Source organism: Mycobacterium sp. SMC-13 (assembly GCF_045311035.1).
Lineage (GTDB): Bacteria > Actinomycetota > Actinomycetes > Mycobacteriales > Mycobacteriaceae > Mycobacterium.
The window spans coordinates 12,505-28,558 of the sequence record NZ_JBJIAI010000040.1 but is presented as its reverse complement, the minus strand read 5'-3'; the positions used below and the strand labels follow the sequence as shown (position 1 = coordinate 28,558).

The following is a 16,054-nucleotide window of genomic DNA, read 5'->3' as shown; positions in this document are numbered from 1 at the left end:
GAATTACGTGACAGCCAGGGTGGGGAATTACGTGACGGACAACCCCTCAAACCTGGGGAAATACGTGACCGCTGACAATGTCGCTCAGTTACGCAACCCATCGAATCAGGTTGTCTGATGACCTTCGCGTCGGAGCCCGCTGCGCCCGCCGGCGCCCGGACAGACCCGGTGTCAATCGGACACCTGGAGCGACCAGTTTCTGAGCCATCGACGAAGACGAGGAGAAACCAACAAATGGATCAGCCCATCACTGCGTCGCCCATTGAGCACACCGCAGTCATCGCGCCGGAGCAGGAAGAAGAAGTGACGCGGCCGCCGGCCGGCGATCTGTATGACGTCATGAGCACGATGCGCGCGATGCGCCGACTCAAACCAGACCCGGTGCCGCGTGAACTGATCGAACGGCTGATCCAGGCTGCGTCGTGGGCGCCCAGCGGCGGCAACTCGCAAGGTACTCGCTACGTCGTGGTTGACGACCGAACCCAAATCGCACGAATCGCGCCGCTGTGGCGGCGAGCTGAACGCTTTTACGTCACCGCGCAGGCCGACGCGCGTCCACCGGGAGTGTCACCGAAGCAGTATCAGCGCACCGTCGGGGCGGCGCAGTATCTCGCCGACCACTTCGAAGACGTGCCCGCGTTGATCGTGGTGTGCTGTGATGTGTCGTCAATGATGGACAATTGGCTCGACAATATTGCGGCGGTCGCACGTGCTTTCGGTAAGCTCGGTATCCGCCGAGCCTTGACCGGCGGGGCGAACTTCGGCAAGTTCGGACGCCTATCCATCGCCGCCAGCGTCTACCCGGCAGTTGAAAATTTGCTCCTGGCCGCCCGTCAGTCCGGCCTGGGTGCCAGCCTGACCACCTGGCATTTGCTGTTTGAGCGCGAACTCAAAGACATACTTGGCATACCGAGCAATGTCCGCACATTCGCCATCGTGCCAATTGGTTACCCCCTCGGTCGATTCGGCCCAGTCAACCGCGCCCCTGTCGATCATTTCCTGCAGTGGAATCACTGGCAGCAGCCGAATTAGGGAGTGCCGGCTGCGCCCGAATGAGCCGTCGCAACGGCGATTCCTCGGACATGCCGCCATGGCACAGACGACTCCAATCCCCAGATGTCTTGGGCCATATGGGGATTGGAGTCGAATCCGGCGCCGAGGCGTACGCCCGGGCGCGGCAGCACTATCCGTCCCTCACCTCAGATCCCCCGCCGTTCCGCACCCTCACCCCGGTTGTTCAAGCCAGCGTCACCTTGACGGGGATGCTCTCCCATGCGCGGAGCGTGTTGTTGTGGTGGCGAATCGCCGGCGCTGCCAACTCAATCCGCTCGACCCGGCGTGCCAGCGCCGACAGTAGCGCCTCAGCTTCCAAACGAGCTACGTGCTGCCCCACGCATTGATGGATCCCCATACCGAATCCGACATGTCCGGAAGGATCTCGGGATAAGTCGAATTGGTCTGGATGGTCCCAGCGCCGGGGGTCGCGATTGGCGGCGCCGAGGAACATCAGAATCTTCTCGCCTTCGGGAATCACCGAATCGCCAAGATGGACGTCGCGGGTGGCAGTCCGGAAGAACGTTTGTACGGGCGACTCCCACCGCACGGCTTCGTCGAACGCGGTCCTGATCAACGCGGGTCCCTCCCGGAGTCGTTGCCACTGCAGGGGATTGGTAGCCATGGCGAAGAGCGTGGCCGACAGGCCGTGCACCGTGGTGTCGACGCCGGCCGACAGCAGCGACCGTACGACCACGGGCGCCTGTTCGTAGGTGATCTCGCCCCGATCGGCCGCAGCCCAGATGTCGGCGCCAAACCCCTTGTCCGCGAGTGCTTCCCGCTGACATTGCGCGTGGGTCCACGCGCTGAGTTCGGGTTCGCGCGCCGCGCCATTGGCGACGAGGCTGTTGGCCGGGCCGAACGCGTTGAACAAATGGTCACCGTAGGGCAGGAGGTTCTCCCGCCCTTCCTGGCCAATGCCCACAGTGTCGGGGAAGACGCGCAGCGGGAACGCCTGTGCCAGTGCAGTGACGGCGTCGAACTCGGGGCCGTTGGCCAGAACGGTGTCGACGAGCGCGGTCGCGTCGGCGATCCAGCCCTCGCGCAGTGTGTGCAGGGCGCGAGGCCCAAGAATCTTGCTCAATACCCGCCGTGGTGCATCGTGGCGGGGAGGGTCGGCCTCGAGAAGCAGACTCGGTGGGCGCCAGGGCTTTTCGCGCCGGAAGTTCGATAATCCGACACCGGCCGACGACTGAAAGTCCTGCCAGTTGCTCAACGCCGCTCGCACGTGTTCGTAGCGGGCCAGCGCGTAGACGCCGTAGAGGCTCAAGTAGCTTACGGGCCCCGCTTCACGGAGGGCCTCATGAAGGGGCAGAGGGTTTTCAAGCAGCTCGTCGCTGAACGGGTCGGCATCGTTGTTGGGTAGGGCGGTGGGTGGCACCAGTGTGGACATCATTGTCCTCCTTCGAGATTCGGGAAGGGTCACAGATCCAGGACCAGGTTGTCGCTGTGGCTACGCGAAACGCACGGGAACATGCAGTCACCGGCCTGGCGTTCGTGGTCATCGAGGACGGCGTCGCGGTGATCAGGCGTGCCGCGCAGAACCGTCACTTCGCAAGTGCCGCAGGTGCCCTGCTGACAGGAGGACAGCACGTCAACGCCAGCGGCCCGCACGACATCCAGCACAGAATCGTCGGGACCGACCGTGACGGTCACTCCGGTGCGCGCCAGGGTGACCTCAAACGTGGTCGGCGACGTGGCGCTGAGATTGGTGTGGCCGACAAATCGCTCGCTGCGCAGCGCGTATTTCGGCCAGCCAACCATCGCGCGCTCGATGGCATCCAAGAGCGGAACCGGGCCGCAGGCATACACTTTGGTGCCGGCGCGCGGATCTCCAAGGAAGGCCGGCAGATCCAACAGCCCTGACTCGTCTTGAGGAGCGACAGTCACCCGATCGCCGTACGCCGACAGTTCGTCCAGAAATGCCATGGATGCGCGGCGCCGGCCGCCGTAAAGCAGGTGCCAGTTGGTCCCGAGCATGTCGGCCTGCCTGATCATCGGAAGCAACGGAGTAATGCCGATTCCTCCGGCCACGAACAGATACGTCGGCGATGGCACTAGAGCGAAATTGTTGCGCGGCCCGCCGATCTCGATTTGATCGCCGACGGCGAGGACGTCGTGCACGTATGCCGAACCCCCGCGGCTGGCAGGCTCTTTGAGCACGCCCACCTGATAGCGATCAGGGGTCCAGCGATCACCGCATAGCGAGTACTGACGGGTCAGCCCGTTGGGAAGGATGAGGTCGATGTGGGCGCCGGGCGCCCAATCAGGCAGCCGGCCGCCATGGGCAGCCGACAACTCCAGGGACACCACCCCTTCGGCCACGACTCGCTTTTCGGTGACGACGACGGCTGTCACACTGGCATTTCGTCGCTGGGCTACTGGCGTTCGTTCGTCAATCGGTAGCATCTCCGCTCCTTCACACTTGCGAATGAGTGTGATCCGCAACCCCTGCCACCACCGACTGGTGTATCAATGAATGAGAAGATTCAGTCGCTGAAGCTGGGGTGAACCTCAACATGCCACGGACCCACACGGGGGAATCCACGCTCGCCCGGGCGATCCGCGTGCTGTCAGCGTTTGAGCCCGACCAGCCGGCACTGTCCGTCTCGACCATCGCTCGGCGCAGTCAGCTCCATGTCGCGACGGCGTCGAGGATCGTGGCCGAGCTGGTCGCGCACGGACTGTTGGAGCGAGGCGAAAACCGCGAAGTGAGAGTTGGCGTCCGGTTGTGGGAACTGGCTTCACGCGCTTCGCCAACCCTGTCGCTGCATCAAGCGGCGATGCCGTATCTGTCCGACATCCACGCCGTCGTAGACCACCACGTGCAGTTGGGGGTTCCTGATGGCGACGACGTTCTCTTCGTTGAACGATTGTCGGCGAAAAACGCCGTCATCAATTACTCACGGATAGCCGGCCGACTGCCGTTACACGCCTCGTCTTCGGGCCATGTGCTGCTCGCATTTGGCCCCCAAGAACAGCGGGAGCGCATTCTGCGACAACCGATGAAGGCTTACACCGGACACACCGTCACCGACCCCGCAAAGCTGCGTGACGCACTCGACCTCGTCCACCGCCGCGGATACGCTCTACTTCCCGGCCACATCCATGATGACGCGGCAGGGCTTGCCGTCCCCGTCTTCGACAGCCTGGGCAAAGCCATTGCGGCGTTGTCGATCGTTGGTCCCAATGACGATCGACTCACCGCACACGTCCCCCTCCTGTTGGCCGCCGCGCGCGGAATTCGGCGCGCACTCAATCCGAGTGCCAACACATAGCAGCTCCGCCCTCGGAAGCGAGACTCGCAGATGCCTCGCGCATCTGTGGCGTCACGTCAACGCGACAAGCAGGGACGAGCGTCGCGCACCAAACGCCCGGCGTATCCACTCAAGTCTCAAGAGGCAGACCGCCACGGTCGAGATGGCGTGCGTACCAAAACTTTTGGAGCACGTATTGTCGTTGTGCATCGTCATCACACGACTGGGATGGAAAGGCCCATACATGCCTGTGGGCTACAGAGGCCGTCGGCGCCTGGCGTCGTAGTCCTGCTGTGCGGCATGGACCTCGGGCATGTGTGACTCAACGAGCTCGATCAAGTCCAGAAGCCTGTTTGCGACTTCTATGCCGAGCGGCGTAAGGCTGTATTCGACTCTGGGGGGAATCGCCTCTAGAACTTCGCGGTGGACGAGTCCGTCGCGCTCCAACGCCTGCAACGTTTGGGACAGCATGCGCTCGCTAACGCCGTCGACGCGCCGGCGCAGCGCATTGAACCGGTAGCTGCCCTCGGACAACGCAGCCAAAGCGAGGATCCCCCAGCGCCCGGTCACGGTCTGCAACGTTGCCCGGGATGTGCAACGGCGTGCGAAAACGTCGGCTTCGGGCTGGAGATCGCCGTCATCACGCGATTCCGCGGCGGCGGGTTCGGACATGCCGCAGATCATACCGGTCAATCCCTTAGTGCTATGTGGATCAGCTACACTGCACAAAAAGTAAGTGCATGATGCCGAGTACGTACCTGCTCTTTGTCGGTCAATCACACAGGAGTTCACATGACCATTGCGATCACCGGAGCCACCGGACACCTTGGCGGCCTCGTCGTCGACGCACTGCTGGATCAAGGGTTGTCGGCCGACGACCTGGTTGCAGTAGTTCGCACGCCGTCGAAGGCGGCCCGCCTTGCCGAGCGTGGCGTGGAGGTCCGTGAGGCGTCCTACACCGACAGCGGCGCGTTGGAGAAGGCTCTCTACGGCGTCGACAAACTGCTGCTCGTCTCCGGTAGCGAAATCGGCCAACGGGCCGCGCAGCACGCCAACGTCATCGCCCGAGCCAAAGCCGCAGGCGTGGGCTTCATCGCCTACACCAGTGTGCTGGACGCCCTGAACAGCCCCATTGCCCTGGCGGCCGAACACCGCGAAACCGAGGATTTGCTGGCGGGTTCGGGTATCGACTTCGCGCTACTGCGCAACGGCTGGTACTGGGAGAATTATCTGCCCGCCGTTGCCTCCGCGCGCCAGACCGGGACGCTGCTGGGCAGCGCAGGGCAGGGCCGAGTCGCTGCCGCTGCGCGCATTGACTACGCGCTGGCCGCTGCGACCGTGCTGCTCGCCGACGACCAGGCCGGGAAAGTCTACGAACTCGGCGGCGACGAGCGCCTGACCTACACCGAACTCGCGGCTGTGATCTCCACCGTCATCGACATGCCAGTGGCCTACGTTGACCTGCCGGAGACCGAATACATTGCAGTGCTTGAGGGTGCCGGCCTGCCCGCCCCGATCGCGCACACATTCGCCGACGCTGACACCGGCATCGCGGCAGGCGCACTCGACACCGAAAGCGGCGATCTGCAAATGCTGATTGGCCGCAACTCCACGCCCGCCGCGGCGGTTCTCTCGGCGGCCGCCTCCTAGCGGTCGCCGATGCCCAACATCGCAGGGGCCGACCCAACGCGCACGCTTGCGACAGCGCTGATCGACGACACTCTTGTTCTGCTGGTCCAAGCCTTCGTCAACGGTGGCGGTGAATGTTCTTGGGACAAGGCATTTCTGCTCGATTCAGAACATCGTCTACTGGCCAGGCAATTGAGCATTGCTGCACGATTTACGTCGATGGTGAGCGCACCATCGAGCTTGTCCCGCGCTGGATGCATGTGACGACGGCATTCTGTGATGACGCACGAAAGGTGTTGAGTCACGGCGGAAGTTGTCAGAGATCTGCATCGGGCGACCTCGACCGAACAAGTGCGGCAGTTGTTGCACACGGGATCGCGTGCAGCACGGTAACGGACTGCCCAGGACCGCGGTAAGTCCGCCTACCGCGTGTGTGACTCGAGCCTCGAGGAGTAGTTTCGCGTTATGCCGACCATGCCCGCGCGGCCGCGCGTGTTCACCACTGTCGGTCTGCCCGATCGGCAGCGGGTGCCACTGTGGGAACGCCACAACGAAGCCGCCCTGATCGGCCTGCGTTGTCGGAGCTTGCGCACTGAGATGCTTGAGGCGACTGAGATCAACCTCCAGTTGGACCGGGTGCACTTGGCGCGGGTCCGTGGCACGTCACATGTGGTGGAACGCAACGAGGAGCTGGTGCGCGCAAGCCCGACCGAGTCGGTTTTCCTGTCGTTCAGTTTGGTGGGTGAGACGTTCCTCTACCACGAGGACGCGGTTTGGTCGCTGCGACCAGGACAGTTGGTGATATGCGACGCTGATCGGCCCTTCATGCGGGGCTTCTCTCAGGGTCTCGAAGAATTGGTGTTGAAGATCCCACGCGAGCTTCTCGGTTCGGTCACCGATATCAGCAAGCTTGATCGGCCCATCGTGTGGGACTTCAGCAACGGCGAACAGCCGATCGCACATGCCTTGGCGCGATGTGTGGGTGCGGCCGTAGACGTTCATGAGCCGCAACCGGTTGCAGAGGAAGCGATACTGGAATTGGTAGCGGCGCTGTGCGCGCCTGGCCGCGATGATCTGCACACGGCGCACCTGAAGGCAGTGCACACCTACCTCGACGTGCATTATCGCGATTCGGCACTGTCCGCGCAGAGGGTTGCCGCCGCCGTCGGCGTCAGCACGCGACATCTGTCGCGTCTGCTCTCCGAGGAGGGAACCACGCTGCCCGAGTCCGTGCTCACGCGTCGGTTGGACGCGGCCCGAGCGCTGCTCAAGAAACCCGAAGCAACGTCGATGACGATCGCCGAGGTTGCTCACCGTTGCGGCTTCGGATCGGCCGCCCATTTCTCCAACGCTTTCACGACCCGCTTCGGTGAACGCGCCAGCGACGTACGACGGCGTGCCGTGGCCGCCCGGTCACTACCGCCTGCCTGACGAACCACCACCCGCGTGGTGCCTGGCACGAATGTTCGTGCAACGGCCATCTGTTCGGGTTCCCGCCGAGTCGAGCCCAAGCTATCGACGGGTCGCTGTGTCCCGGCCCACACTCGATTCCACGCGCCGGAGCCCACCCCGGCCGGGAAAGGGTGACTCCGATGCCGGAGTTTGACGACGGCCAGGCCGCCACGACGCCGCCCAATTCGACGATCGTCGAGACCGACGTGCTGATCGTCGGATCCGGGCCTGCCGGGGCATCGGCGGCGCTGCTTCTCTCGTCACTCGGCATCCGCAACACGATGATCACCAAGTACCGGTGGACGGCCCACGAGCTCGACGTACCACTGAACTGCGTGGTGATCGGGCCGGGACGCGCTGTAACAGACCTCTACTACGACTGGGCGAAGCTGCGCGAGGTCGAGGAGAGCGGGGCGCTACTGGTGCGTCCGGACAAGCACATCGCCTGGCGAAGCTACAGCCTGCCCGAGGATCCCGAAGGAAGCCTTCGCGATGCGCTGGCCGGTGTCCTCGGCCGCGTGGCGGTATGAAGATGCGCTTCGTGCACGAAACCTTGTCGCAGCGTGTACATTTCGCCGCTGGTGCCGCCGCGGACGCAGTCGCCGAGGAGGTTGACCGTCTCGGCAGCCGCCGGGTGATGCTGATTGCCGCGCCGTCCGCGGCGGAGCTCGCCCGCGCGGTGACCGCGAGAGTGCCCGTGACCTTGGTCCACGATGAGGTGGCCATGCATGTACCGGTGCCGGTGGCCGAACGCGCCCGTGCCGCTGCCAGCGAACATTCCGTAGATGTCGTGATCAGCGTGGGCGGTGGATCGGCCACCGGCTTGGCGAAGGCAATCGCACTGACGTCAGGATTGCCGGTGATCGCCGTCCCGACGACCTACGCGGGATCTGAGGCGACCGACGTCTGGGGTCTCACCGATGACGCTCACAAGATCACGGGCAGTGATCCTCGGGTCCTTCCGCGTGCCGTGGTGTACGACGCCAGCCTGACGCTGACTCTGCCGGTCGACCTCAGCGTGGCATCCGGACTCAACGGCCTGGCGCACTGCGTGGACGCGCTCTGGGCGCCACGGGCCGACCCGATCAACGCCGCGCTGGCCACCGAAGGCATCCGGACACTTGCCCAGGGTCTGCGGCTGGTCGTCGATGAGCCCACTGGCCTCGGCGGTCGGGAGCAGGCTCTATGCGGGGCCTACCTCGCCGCGGTCGCCTTTGCGTCGGCGGGCTCGGGTCTGCACCACAAGATCTGCCACGTGCTGGGTGGACGGTACAACCTGCCCCACGCCGCGACCCATGCGATCATGCTGCCGCACGTGGTCGCCCTCAACGCACCCGCCGCGCCGCGGGTGGCCGAGCGGATCGCCGAAGCACTTGGCGCAGCGACCGCGCTGGGCGGGCTACAGGAACTTCGGGTCCGGCTCGACGCACCTAAGGCGTTGCGCGATCACGGTTTTCGAGAGGAACAGATTGGCGACGCGATCGAGGCGATACTGCCCGTCGTGCCGGACAGCAACCCCGCGAAGGTCACAGCCGACAACCTCGGGCAGCTGCTGCAGAACGCCTGGGAAGGAGCAGAGGCCCAGTGATCACCCCGGACTTGTCAGACACCACATGCGATCAGACCGCTTCAGCCGAGCAGCGGGCCCGGGAAGAAGAGCTGCTGCAGCGTGTCGTCGATTCCTTCGCCGGCACCGCCGACCTCCGCGTAAAGCAGCTTCTAGAGGCTCTCGTGCGGCACCTGCACGCGTTCGTCCGGGAGGTCCGACTCAGCGAGGACGAGTGGAAGCAGGGCATCGACTTCCTCACCGCGGTCGGTCACATCACCGATGAGCGCCGACAGGAATTCATCCTGCTCTCCGACACCCTTGGCGTATCGATGCAGACCATCGCGATCAACAACGAGGCCTACGCCGACGCCACCGAAGCCACCGTGTTCGGACCGTTCTTCGTCGACGGCGCGCCCGAGATCGAGCTCGGAGGCGACATCGCCGCGGGCGCCGCAGGACAGCCATGCTGGGTCGAGGGGACGGTCCGCGATACCTCCGGCAGGCCCGTCCCCGGCGCTCGAATCGACGTCTGGGAGGCCGACGAAGATGGCTTCTACGACGTGCAGTACAGCGACACCCGCACGGCTGGACGAGGACACATGTTCAGTGACCAGGACGGCAACTATCGCTTCTGGGCCATAACTCCCACGCCGTACCCCATTCCGCATGACGGACCGGTGGGCAGGATGCTGACGGCCGCCGGCCGCTCACCGATGCGGGCTTCGCACCTGCACTTCATGGTCAGCGCACCCAACCTGCGCACGCTGGTCACGCACATCTTCGTCAGGGGCGACGAACTGCTGGACCGCGACAGCGTGTTCGGTGTCAAGGAGTCCCTGATCAAGGACTTCATCGAACAGCAGCCAGGAACGCCGACTCCGGACGGCCGGGACCTGGGAAACCGGCCGTGGTCACGGACCCGCTTCGACATTGTCCTCGCCCCAGCCGCCGAGGCCGAACCGAGTCACATCAACCCCGTGTCGGCGTCGAACGGGTGAAAACGCTACGGAGACAACTGAAGTGATGACCACCCTAGGTGAGGAATGTGAGATGACCGAATTCTTGACAGCACGACCAGAGTCTTGCCATGAGTGAGCGGCAGGTGCCCGTCGGCCGCGAGGCATACCCGACCGCAGCGCGGGTGCGGCTGCAGGATCTCGCCGGCAAGGTCGCCGTCGTCACCGGCGGGGCTTCCGGAATCGGTAAGGGCATCGCGAGAGTGTTCGCCAAGCATGGCGCCAAGGTCGTCCTCGCCGACCTTCCCGGTGAGGCGCTCACTGCCGCCGCCGCCGAGCTGGGCGCGACGGCAGTCGCAGCAGACGTCACCGACGCCGCCAGCGTCCAGGCGCTCGCAGACGCCGTGATCGAGCGGTTCGGCAAAGTTCACGTTGTCGTGAACAACGCCGGCGTGGGACCGATCGTGTCCTTCGACGACCTGACACTCGACGACTTCCGGTGGGTCCTTGACGTCAACCTCTGGGGAGTGATCAACGGAGCGAAGACGTTCCTGCCGCTCATCGAGTCGCACGGCGAAGGCGGGTACATCGTGAACACCGCGTCACTGGCGGGCCTCACCGTTGTTCCGGGGGCGTCGGCCTATTCGGCATCGAAGTTCGGCGTGGTGGCGTTCAGCGAAGCTCTCGCACAGGAACTCGCGCTCAGAAAGTCGCCGGTCGGGATAGCCGTCATCACCCCGGCGCTCGTCGACACCAACATCGTCGCGGCATCCCACAAGCGGCCGTCGGCGATAGCGAAAGACGCTGAGGCCGAAGATGTTCCCCTTCCGCCGGGACGTGTCCTCCAACCCGAGGACGTCGGGAGGCTCGTCGTCGAGGCACTGGGCGACGGTGAGTTCTACATCATCACCCACCCGGAATTCCTTCCGGTGACCCAAGCACGTCATGCCGCCATCGAACAGGCCCATACACGCGCGGCCGCAAGCAATGCGCAACTTCCGCAATGAAATGAGGAGCGCCACCATGTCCGAACTCACCATGCCCGTGGCCGCGAGCCCGGGTCGGCTCGACGAGGCGATCGCCGCGTTCAGCCGCGCGATCGGTCCAGAACACGTTCACACCGACGACGCGACGCTCGCCGAGTTCAGCGACCCCTACTCGCCGTCGAGCTGGGATGACTACCGGCCACCGGTGGTGCTCCAACCCGCCACCGTGGAGGAGATCCAGGCGATCGTCCGGATCGCCAACGAATACACCGTCTCGCTGTGGACCAACTCCCAGGGGCGCAACAACGCCTACGGGGGATCGTCGCCGCGCATGCCCGGTACGGTCGTCGTCAACCTGCGCCGGATGAACCGCGTGCTGGAGGTCAACGACGAGCTCGGCTACGTCGTGGTCGAGCCGGGCGTTTCCTTCAACGACCTCTACGCCTACGTGCGAGAGCACGGCCACGACGTCTGGATCGACGTGCCCGATCTGGGGTGGGGATCGGTCCTGGGCAACACGATGGACCACGGGTTTGGCTACACCCGTTACGGTGATCACGCCGCCGCTCAGTGCGGCATGGAAGTCGTCCTGGCCAACGGCGAGCTGCTTCGCACCGGTCTCGGCGCGCTGGGCGCCGGCGACGGTTGGCACGTGAGCAAGCGCGGATTCGGACCCAGTGCCGACGGCATCTTCATGCAATCCAATTTCGGGATCGTGACGAAGATCGGTCTGTGGGTCATGCGCAGACCCGACTTTTACATCTATGGCTTCATCACGGTCCCGCAGCCCGACGACATCGCCGCACTCGTCGAGGCACTACGTCCGCTTCTCCTCGACGGAACCATTCCCAACCAACCGGAGGTGTTCAACGACTTCGCCGCACTCGCGGAGGGGGCGAAGAAGGCCGATGTCTGGCCGAACCCGGGTCGCGTGCCGGCCGAGGTGCTCGACGGCTTCCGCAAGAAATCCGGTGCCGGCGCATGGAACCTACGCTTCGCGCTATACGGCCGTGAGGAGATCGTCGACGTGAACCTGGCCGCGGTGCGGTCTGCTATCGCCCACATCCCTGGCAGCACGGTCAACGGCCAGAAGCTCCGTGGCGACGACCGGGAAGCGATCGAAGCGCTCGGTCAGCCTGGGCAGGTCCAGGCGGGCGTGCCGAGTATGAGCTTCCTGAGCGTGATGGATTGGGTCGGAGCGAAGAAGCCGGGTCACGTGTGCTTGTCGAGCATCGCGCCACTGCGCGGGGCTGACGTGCTGAAGATCCGCGACATCGTCCGCGACGCGTGCGCCGAGTACGGCTATGACTACGGTACCGGGATCACCCTCAGCCCTCGCCATCTCACGCACATCTCCACCCTTTTCTACGACGCCGAGGACCCGGTGGCGGTTCGATCCGCCTATGACTTCTGCCGCGAGGTGATCGTCAAGGCTCGTGAAGCGGGCTTCGCGGAGTACCGCGCCCACATCGATTTCATGGATCACGTGGCCGATCAGTTCGACTGGAACAACCATGCACTATTGCGGTTCAACGAGACGCTCAAAGACGCCCTTGACCCGAACGGCATTCTCGCGCCGGGGAAGTCGGGCATCTGGCCCAAGCGTCTACGGGTCAAGTGAGTGGCACCGGCACCACGACGCGAGAGGAAATCCTCACACCAAAGATCATTTCGGCAATAGCATCACGTTGCGCTCTCGCGGAGAGCCTCGATCACGCGACGGACCAGTTGATCGTGGGGCGAGGCCGGCCAGGCGGCCACCAGTTCGACGCCGAGACTTTTGGGCTGCAGTGGGCGGTAGACCACACCAGCGATGTCCAGGGCCGATGTTGGTGCCGGCACGATCGCGGCCCCCAGTCCGGCGGCCACCAGGGTGACCAGTGTCGAGGTCTCCTCCACTTCATGGCGCACTCGGGGAGTGAAGCCGGCGTCGGCGCACAGCGTCGCCAGTAGCAATGCCATGACAGAGCGACCCCCGCCGGCATGTGCTACGAGGTCTTCCTCTCGGAGATCGCCTATTGCCAGTGCCTTTCGCTTGCTCAACCGATGTCCTTCCGGCAGCGCGACCAACAGCGAGTCCCGGCGGATGATCTCGGTGCACAGCCCGGGGTCGATGACGGGCGGGCGCAGGAGGGCGAGATCGATCTCGCCCGCCGCCAACGCCGCCAGTTGCGCCGGGGCGAGCATCTCACCACGCACTCGGACATCGACATCGGGCAGCAATTCACCGAGCGCCCGCACCAGCCGCGGCAGCACCGAGTAGGTGGCCGAGCCGACGCAACCGATGGTGAGCCGACCGGTGGTGCCGTCAGCGACCCGGCGAGCCAGATCCGCGGCGTCGTCTACAGCGTCCAGGATTGCGATGGCACGCGCATGGAAAGCCTGGCCCGCCGGGGTCAACGCGACGTGGCGGGTCGAGCGGATCAGCAACTCCACGCCCAACTCGCGCTCGAGCTGGCGAATCTGCTGCGACAGCGGCGGTTGGGCGATGTGTAGGCGCTGGGCTGCGCGTCCGAAATGCAGTTCTTCGGCGACTGCCCGGAAGTACCGCAGATGTCGCAGCTCCATTAGGATGTTCTACCTATCAAAGATTCTGATTTAAGTATTTCAGAATATCTGCCCGCAGACCTACCGTCGAGGCATGGATGTCGTGATCTGCAATCCCGTCCGAACTCCGGTCGGCCGGATGGGCGGGGCTCTGGCGGCGCTGACTGCTACCGATTTGGCGACCGTGGCTCTGCGCGCGCTGATCGACCGTACCGGCCTGGACGAAGGTGACGTCGATGATGTCGTTCTGGGCAACGGCTATGCCAACGGTGAGGCCCCGGCCATCGGCCGTATCGCAGCGTTGGACGCCGGCTTGGGCACCGGGGTCCCCGGCCTGCAGATCGATCGACGGTGCGGCTCCGGCCTGCAGGCCGTGCTCTACGCCGCCGGGCAGGTGGCCACCGGAGCGGCAAGTGTGGTGATCGCCGGTGGGGCGGAATCGATGTCCAATGTCGAGCACTACGCCCTCGGTCTCCGGACCGGTGTCCGGCAGGGCGGTATCGCGCTGATGGACCGGCTCGATCGCGCCCGCGAAACCGCCGGTGGGAGTTCACATCCCATCGCCGGCGGCATGATCGAGACAGCGGAGAACCTGCGCCGCGACTACGGGATCGGACGCCACGAGCAGGACGCATTATCGGTGCGCTCACACCAGCGGGCGATCGCCGCCCACGAAGCCGGACGCTTCGCCGACGAACTGGTTCCTGTCACCGTGCCAAGCCGTCACGGTGATGTCGTCGTCGACCGCGATGAGCATCCCCGCGCAGATATCAGCGTCGAGAAGCTCGCCGCATTACGCCCGATCCGGCGCAAGGTGGATGGCGAGTCGACAGTCACGGCTGGAAACGCATCCGGGCAGAACGACGGTGCCGCCCTGTGTGTGGTCACCACCGCGGCCGATGCCGCCCGGCTCGGCTTGACGCCTCTTCTGAGGTTACGGGCGTGGGCGGTGTCGGGCTGCGCCCCCGAGGCCATGGGCATCGGGCCGGTGAAGGCCAGCGCCGCAGCGCTACAGCGCGCTGGACTGACACTCGACGACATCGATCTGATCGAGCTCAACGAAGCCTTCGCCGCCCAGGTGCTGGCGGTGCTCGCAGAGTGGAAGGTCGACCCGCTTGATGATCGCCTGAATCCCAACGGTTCCGGAATCTCACTGGGACACCCGATCGGTGCCACCGGCGCCCGAATCCTGGCCACCGCGGCCTACGAAGCACGGCGACGTGGCGCACGCACGGTCCTGGAAACCATGTGCATCGGCGGGGGCCAGGGGCTGGCCGCGGTATTCGAGGCGGTGCAGTGATGGCGACCATCTGTGACACCACCGCGGATGCTGTGGCCGACATCAAGGACGGCAGCACCGTCCTTATCGGCGGTTTCGGAATGGCGGGCATGCCCGTCGCTCTCATCGATGCGCTGATCGACCACGGCGCAACCGATCTCACCGTCGTGTCGAACAACGCGGGCAACGGCGACACCGGTTTGGCTGCTCTGCTGGCCGCCAGGCGCGTCCGCAAGGTCATCTGCTCCTTCCCCCGGCAATCCGATTCCTGGGTCTTCGACGGCCTCTACCGCGCGGGTGACATCCAACTCGAGGTCGTGCCGCAGGGCACTCTGGCCGAACGGATGCGTGCCGCCGGCGCCGGCATTGGCGGGTTCTACTGCCCGACCGCCGTCGGAACCCCGCTCGCCGCAGGCAAAGAGGAACGGGTGATCGACGGCCGCACCTATATTCTGGAATATCCCCTGGCCGGTGACGTCGCCCTGATAGGGGCCCACCAGGCCGACAGGATGGGAAACCTGGTGTATCGCAAGACCGCCCGTAACTTCGGTCCCGTGATGGCTACGGCGGCGACCACCACGATCGTTCAGGTCCACGAAGTGGTCGAGACCGGCGCACTCGATCCCGAAGCAGTTGTCACCCCCAGCATCTACGTCGACAAGGTGGTAGCGGTATGAGCGCACTGACCAAAGCCCAAATGGCCGCCTTGGTGGCCCGCGACATACCGGCCGGCTCCTACGTCAACCTCGGAATCGGCCAGCCCACCACCGTCGCCGATCACCTGCCCGCCGGCGCCGGCATCGTGCTGCACACCGAAAACGGCATGCTGAACATGGGACCGGCCGCCGTCGGCGACCAGATCGACCCCGAGCTGACCAACGCGGGCAAGATCCCGGTCACCGAGCTGCCCGGTGCCGCGTACTTCCACCACGCCGATTCGTTTGCGATGATGCGCGGCGGCCATCTCGACGTCTGCGTGCTCGGCGCCTTCCAAGTGTCGGCCACAGGCGATCTGGCCAACTGGCACACGGGCGCTCCCGATGCGATTCCCGCCGTCGGCGGTGCCATGGACCTGGCCATCGGTGCCAAACAGGTGTTCGTCATGATGACGCTGTTCGCCAAAGATGGCTCCGCCAAGCTGGTTCCGACGTGCACGTATCCATTGACGGGTCTGGGATGCGTGTCGCGGGTCTATACCGATCTGGCAGTGTTCGATATCGAGGCCGACGGCGTGACCGTCCGGGACACCTACGGCATCAGCCGCGCGGAACTGGCGCAACGACTCGACGTCACCCTTCTCAACTGCTGAGCTGTGGACGGGTCTGTCCCGGACCTATTCTCGAGAA

17 protein-coding genes are annotated in these 16,054 nt (G+C 64.8%); 13 read left to right on the top strand and 4 right to left on the bottom strand.

Annotated elements, in window-relative coordinates; translation table 11 throughout:
* Positions 1-234 precede the first annotated feature (234 nt).
* Positions 235-1,032, top strand: a complete 798-nt coding sequence (locus ACJH6I_RS29900) for a nitroreductase family protein (protein ID WP_016895364.1) — start codon at positions 235-237, stop codon at positions 1,030-1,032.
* Between the two features lie 205 nt (positions 1,033-1,237).
* On the opposite strand, the gene ACJH6I_RS29895 is transcribed toward ACJH6I_RS29900, so the two are convergent.
* Positions 1,238-2,449 carry a cytochrome P450 gene (locus tag ACJH6I_RS29895; RefSeq protein WP_394330605.1) on the bottom strand — a complete coding sequence of 404 codons (1,212 nt, stop codon included), beginning with the start codon at positions 2,447-2,449 and terminating at the stop codon, positions 1,238-1,240.
* Positions 2,450-2,475: 26 nt separating this feature from the next.
* Positions 2,476-3,462 (bottom strand): PDR/VanB family oxidoreductase, encoded by a 987-nt coding sequence (locus tag ACJH6I_RS29890; RefSeq protein ID WP_079630385.1) that lies wholly within the window; start codon positions 3,460-3,462, stop codon positions 2,476-2,478.
* Positions 3,463-3,572: 110 nt separating this feature from the next.
* Here ACJH6I_RS29890 and ACJH6I_RS29885 point away from each other — a divergent pair, with 110 nt between their 5' ends.
* Positions 3,573-4,331, top strand: a complete 759-nt coding sequence (locus ACJH6I_RS29885; RefSeq protein ID WP_025997255.1) for an IclR family transcriptional regulator — start codon at positions 3,573-3,575, stop codon at positions 4,329-4,331.
* A 234-nt stretch (positions 4,332-4,565) separates the two neighbouring features.
* Here ACJH6I_RS29885 and ACJH6I_RS29880 read toward each other — a convergent pair whose 3' ends face one another.
* Entirely contained in the window at positions 4,566-4,982 is a 417-nt protein-coding gene (locus tag ACJH6I_RS29880; RefSeq protein ID WP_025997256.1) for a helix-turn-helix domain-containing protein, read from the bottom strand.
* 120 nt (positions 4,983-5,102) lie between these two features.
* Between ACJH6I_RS29880 and ACJH6I_RS29875 the strand changes: the two genes are divergently transcribed.
* The 8 genes from ACJH6I_RS29875 to ACJH6I_RS29840 all read left to right on the top strand — a co-directional run bounded on the left by ACJH6I_RS29875 (position 5,103) and on the right by ACJH6I_RS29840 (position 12,503).
* The gene (locus ACJH6I_RS29875) at positions 5,103-5,960 is read left to right on the top strand and encodes an SDR family oxidoreductase (RefSeq protein ID WP_079630344.1); all 858 of its coding nucleotides are present in this window, start codon (positions 5,103-5,105) and stop codon (positions 5,958-5,960) included.
* Between the two features lie 9 nt (positions 5,961-5,969).
* Positions 5,970-6,203 (top strand): hypothetical protein, encoded by a 234-nt coding sequence (locus ACJH6I_RS29870; protein WP_131831838.1) that lies wholly within the window; start codon positions 5,970-5,972, stop codon positions 6,201-6,203.
* A 201-nt stretch (positions 6,204-6,404) separates the two neighbouring features.
* Entirely contained in the window at positions 6,405-7,370 is a 966-nt protein-coding gene (locus ACJH6I_RS29865) for a helix-turn-helix domain-containing protein (protein ID WP_016895370.1), read from the top strand.
* 161 nt (positions 7,371-7,531) lie between these two features.
* Positions 7,532-7,921 (top strand): FAD-dependent monooxygenase, encoded by a 390-nt coding sequence (locus ACJH6I_RS29860; protein WP_079630384.1) that lies wholly within the window; start codon positions 7,532-7,534, stop codon positions 7,919-7,921.
* The gene (locus ACJH6I_RS29855; RefSeq protein ID WP_079630343.1) at positions 7,918-8,979 is read left to right on the top strand and encodes a maleylacetate reductase; all 1,062 of its coding nucleotides are present in this window, start codon (positions 7,918-7,920) and stop codon (positions 8,977-8,979) included. Before ACJH6I_RS29860 ends, ACJH6I_RS29855 begins: the two co-directional genes overlap by 4 nt.
* 11 nt (positions 8,980-8,990) lie before the next feature.
* On the top strand, positions 8,991-9,938 hold the full coding sequence (locus ACJH6I_RS29850) for a dioxygenase (protein ID WP_050545736.1): 948 nt from the start codon (positions 8,991-8,993) through the stop codon (positions 9,936-9,938).
* 89 nt (positions 9,939-10,027) lie between these two features.
* Complete coding sequence (locus tag ACJH6I_RS29845; protein WP_016895374.1) at positions 10,028-10,903, top strand: SDR family NAD(P)-dependent oxidoreductase; 876 nt, start codon at positions 10,028-10,030, stop codon at positions 10,901-10,903.
* Positions 10,904-10,919: 16 nt separating this feature from the next.
* A complete protein-coding gene (locus tag ACJH6I_RS29840; RefSeq protein ID WP_165694935.1) occupies positions 10,920-12,503 on the top strand; it encodes an FAD-binding oxidoreductase in 1,584 nt (527 codons plus the stop codon).
* A 62-nt stretch (positions 12,504-12,565) separates the two neighbouring features.
* Here ACJH6I_RS29840 and ACJH6I_RS29835 read toward each other — a convergent pair whose 3' ends face one another.
* Entirely contained in the window at positions 12,566-13,450 is an 885-nt protein-coding gene (locus ACJH6I_RS29835) for a LysR substrate-binding domain-containing protein (RefSeq protein ID WP_016895376.1), read from the bottom strand.
* Positions 13,451-13,523: 73 nt separating this feature from the next.
* Between ACJH6I_RS29835 and ACJH6I_RS29830 the strand changes: the two genes are divergently transcribed.
* Genes ACJH6I_RS29830 through ACJH6I_RS29820 form a run of 3 tightly spaced genes read left to right on the top strand, consistent with a single transcriptional unit; the run spans position 13,524 to position 16,017 of the window.
* On the top strand, positions 13,524-14,729 hold the full coding sequence (locus tag ACJH6I_RS29830; RefSeq protein ID WP_079630341.1) for an acetyl-CoA C-acetyltransferase: 1,206 nt from the start codon (positions 13,524-13,526) through the stop codon (positions 14,727-14,729).
* The gene (locus ACJH6I_RS29825; protein WP_016895378.1) at positions 14,729-15,385 is read left to right on the top strand and encodes a 3-oxoacid CoA-transferase subunit A; all 657 of its coding nucleotides are present in this window, start codon (positions 14,729-14,731) and stop codon (positions 15,383-15,385) included. The genes ACJH6I_RS29830 and ACJH6I_RS29825 overlap by 1 nt, the downstream gene beginning before the upstream one ends.
* A complete protein-coding gene (locus ACJH6I_RS29820) occupies positions 15,382-16,017 on the top strand; it encodes a 3-oxoacid CoA-transferase subunit B (RefSeq protein WP_079630340.1) in 636 nt (211 codons plus the stop codon). The genes ACJH6I_RS29825 and ACJH6I_RS29820 overlap by 4 nt, the downstream gene beginning before the upstream one ends.
* Positions 16,018-16,054 lie beyond the last annotated feature (37 nt).

What these genes read in the sequence shown, in the direction of transcription:
- ACJH6I_RS29900 (WP_016895364.1), top strand. Translation starts at nt 235, where the DNA reads ATGGATCAGCCCATCACTGCGTCGCCCATTGAGCACACCGCAGTCATC.
- ACJH6I_RS29895 (WP_394330605.1), bottom strand. Translation starts at nt 2,449, where the DNA reads ATGATGTCCACACTGGTGCCACCCACCGCCCTACCCAACAACGATGCC.
- ACJH6I_RS29890 (WP_079630385.1), bottom strand. Translation starts at nt 3,462, where the DNA reads ATGCTACCGATTGACGAACGAACGCCAGTAGCCCAGCGACGAAATGCC.
- ACJH6I_RS29885 (WP_025997255.1), top strand. Translation starts at nt 3,573, where the DNA reads ATGCCACGGACCCACACGGGGGAATCCACGCTCGCCCGGGCGATCCGC.
- ACJH6I_RS29880 (WP_025997256.1), bottom strand. Translation starts at nt 4,982, where the DNA reads ATGTCCGAACCCGCCGCCGCGGAATCGCGTGATGACGGCGATCTCCAG.
- ACJH6I_RS29875 (WP_079630344.1), top strand. Translation starts at nt 5,103, where the DNA reads ATGACCATTGCGATCACCGGAGCCACCGGACACCTTGGCGGCCTCGTC.
- ACJH6I_RS29870 (WP_131831838.1), top strand. Translation starts at nt 5,970, where the DNA reads ATGCCCAACATCGCAGGGGCCGACCCAACGCGCACGCTTGCGACAGCG.
- ACJH6I_RS29865 (WP_016895370.1), top strand. Translation starts at nt 6,405, where the DNA reads ATGCCGACCATGCCCGCGCGGCCGCGCGTGTTCACCACTGTCGGTCTG.
- ACJH6I_RS29860 (WP_079630384.1), top strand. Translation starts at nt 7,532, where the DNA reads ATGCCGGAGTTTGACGACGGCCAGGCCGCCACGACGCCGCCCAATTCG.
- ACJH6I_RS29855 (WP_079630343.1), top strand. Translation starts at nt 7,918, where the DNA reads ATGAAGATGCGCTTCGTGCACGAAACCTTGTCGCAGCGTGTACATTTC.
- ACJH6I_RS29845 (WP_016895374.1), top strand. Translation starts at nt 10,028, where the DNA reads ATGAGTGAGCGGCAGGTGCCCGTCGGCCGCGAGGCATACCCGACCGCA.
- ACJH6I_RS29840 (WP_165694935.1), top strand. Translation starts at nt 10,920, where the DNA reads ATGTCCGAACTCACCATGCCCGTGGCCGCGAGCCCGGGTCGGCTCGAC.
- ACJH6I_RS29835 (WP_016895376.1), bottom strand. Translation starts at nt 13,450, where the DNA reads ATGGAGCTGCGACATCTGCGGTACTTCCGGGCAGTCGCCGAAGAACTG.
- ACJH6I_RS29830 (WP_079630341.1), top strand. Translation starts at nt 13,524, where the DNA reads ATGGATGTCGTGATCTGCAATCCCGTCCGAACTCCGGTCGGCCGGATG.
- ACJH6I_RS29825 (WP_016895378.1), top strand. Translation starts at nt 14,729, where the DNA reads ATGGCGACCATCTGTGACACCACCGCGGATGCTGTGGCCGACATCAAG.
- ACJH6I_RS29820 (WP_079630340.1), top strand. Translation starts at nt 15,382, where the DNA reads ATGAGCGCACTGACCAAAGCCCAAATGGCCGCCTTGGTGGCCCGCGAC.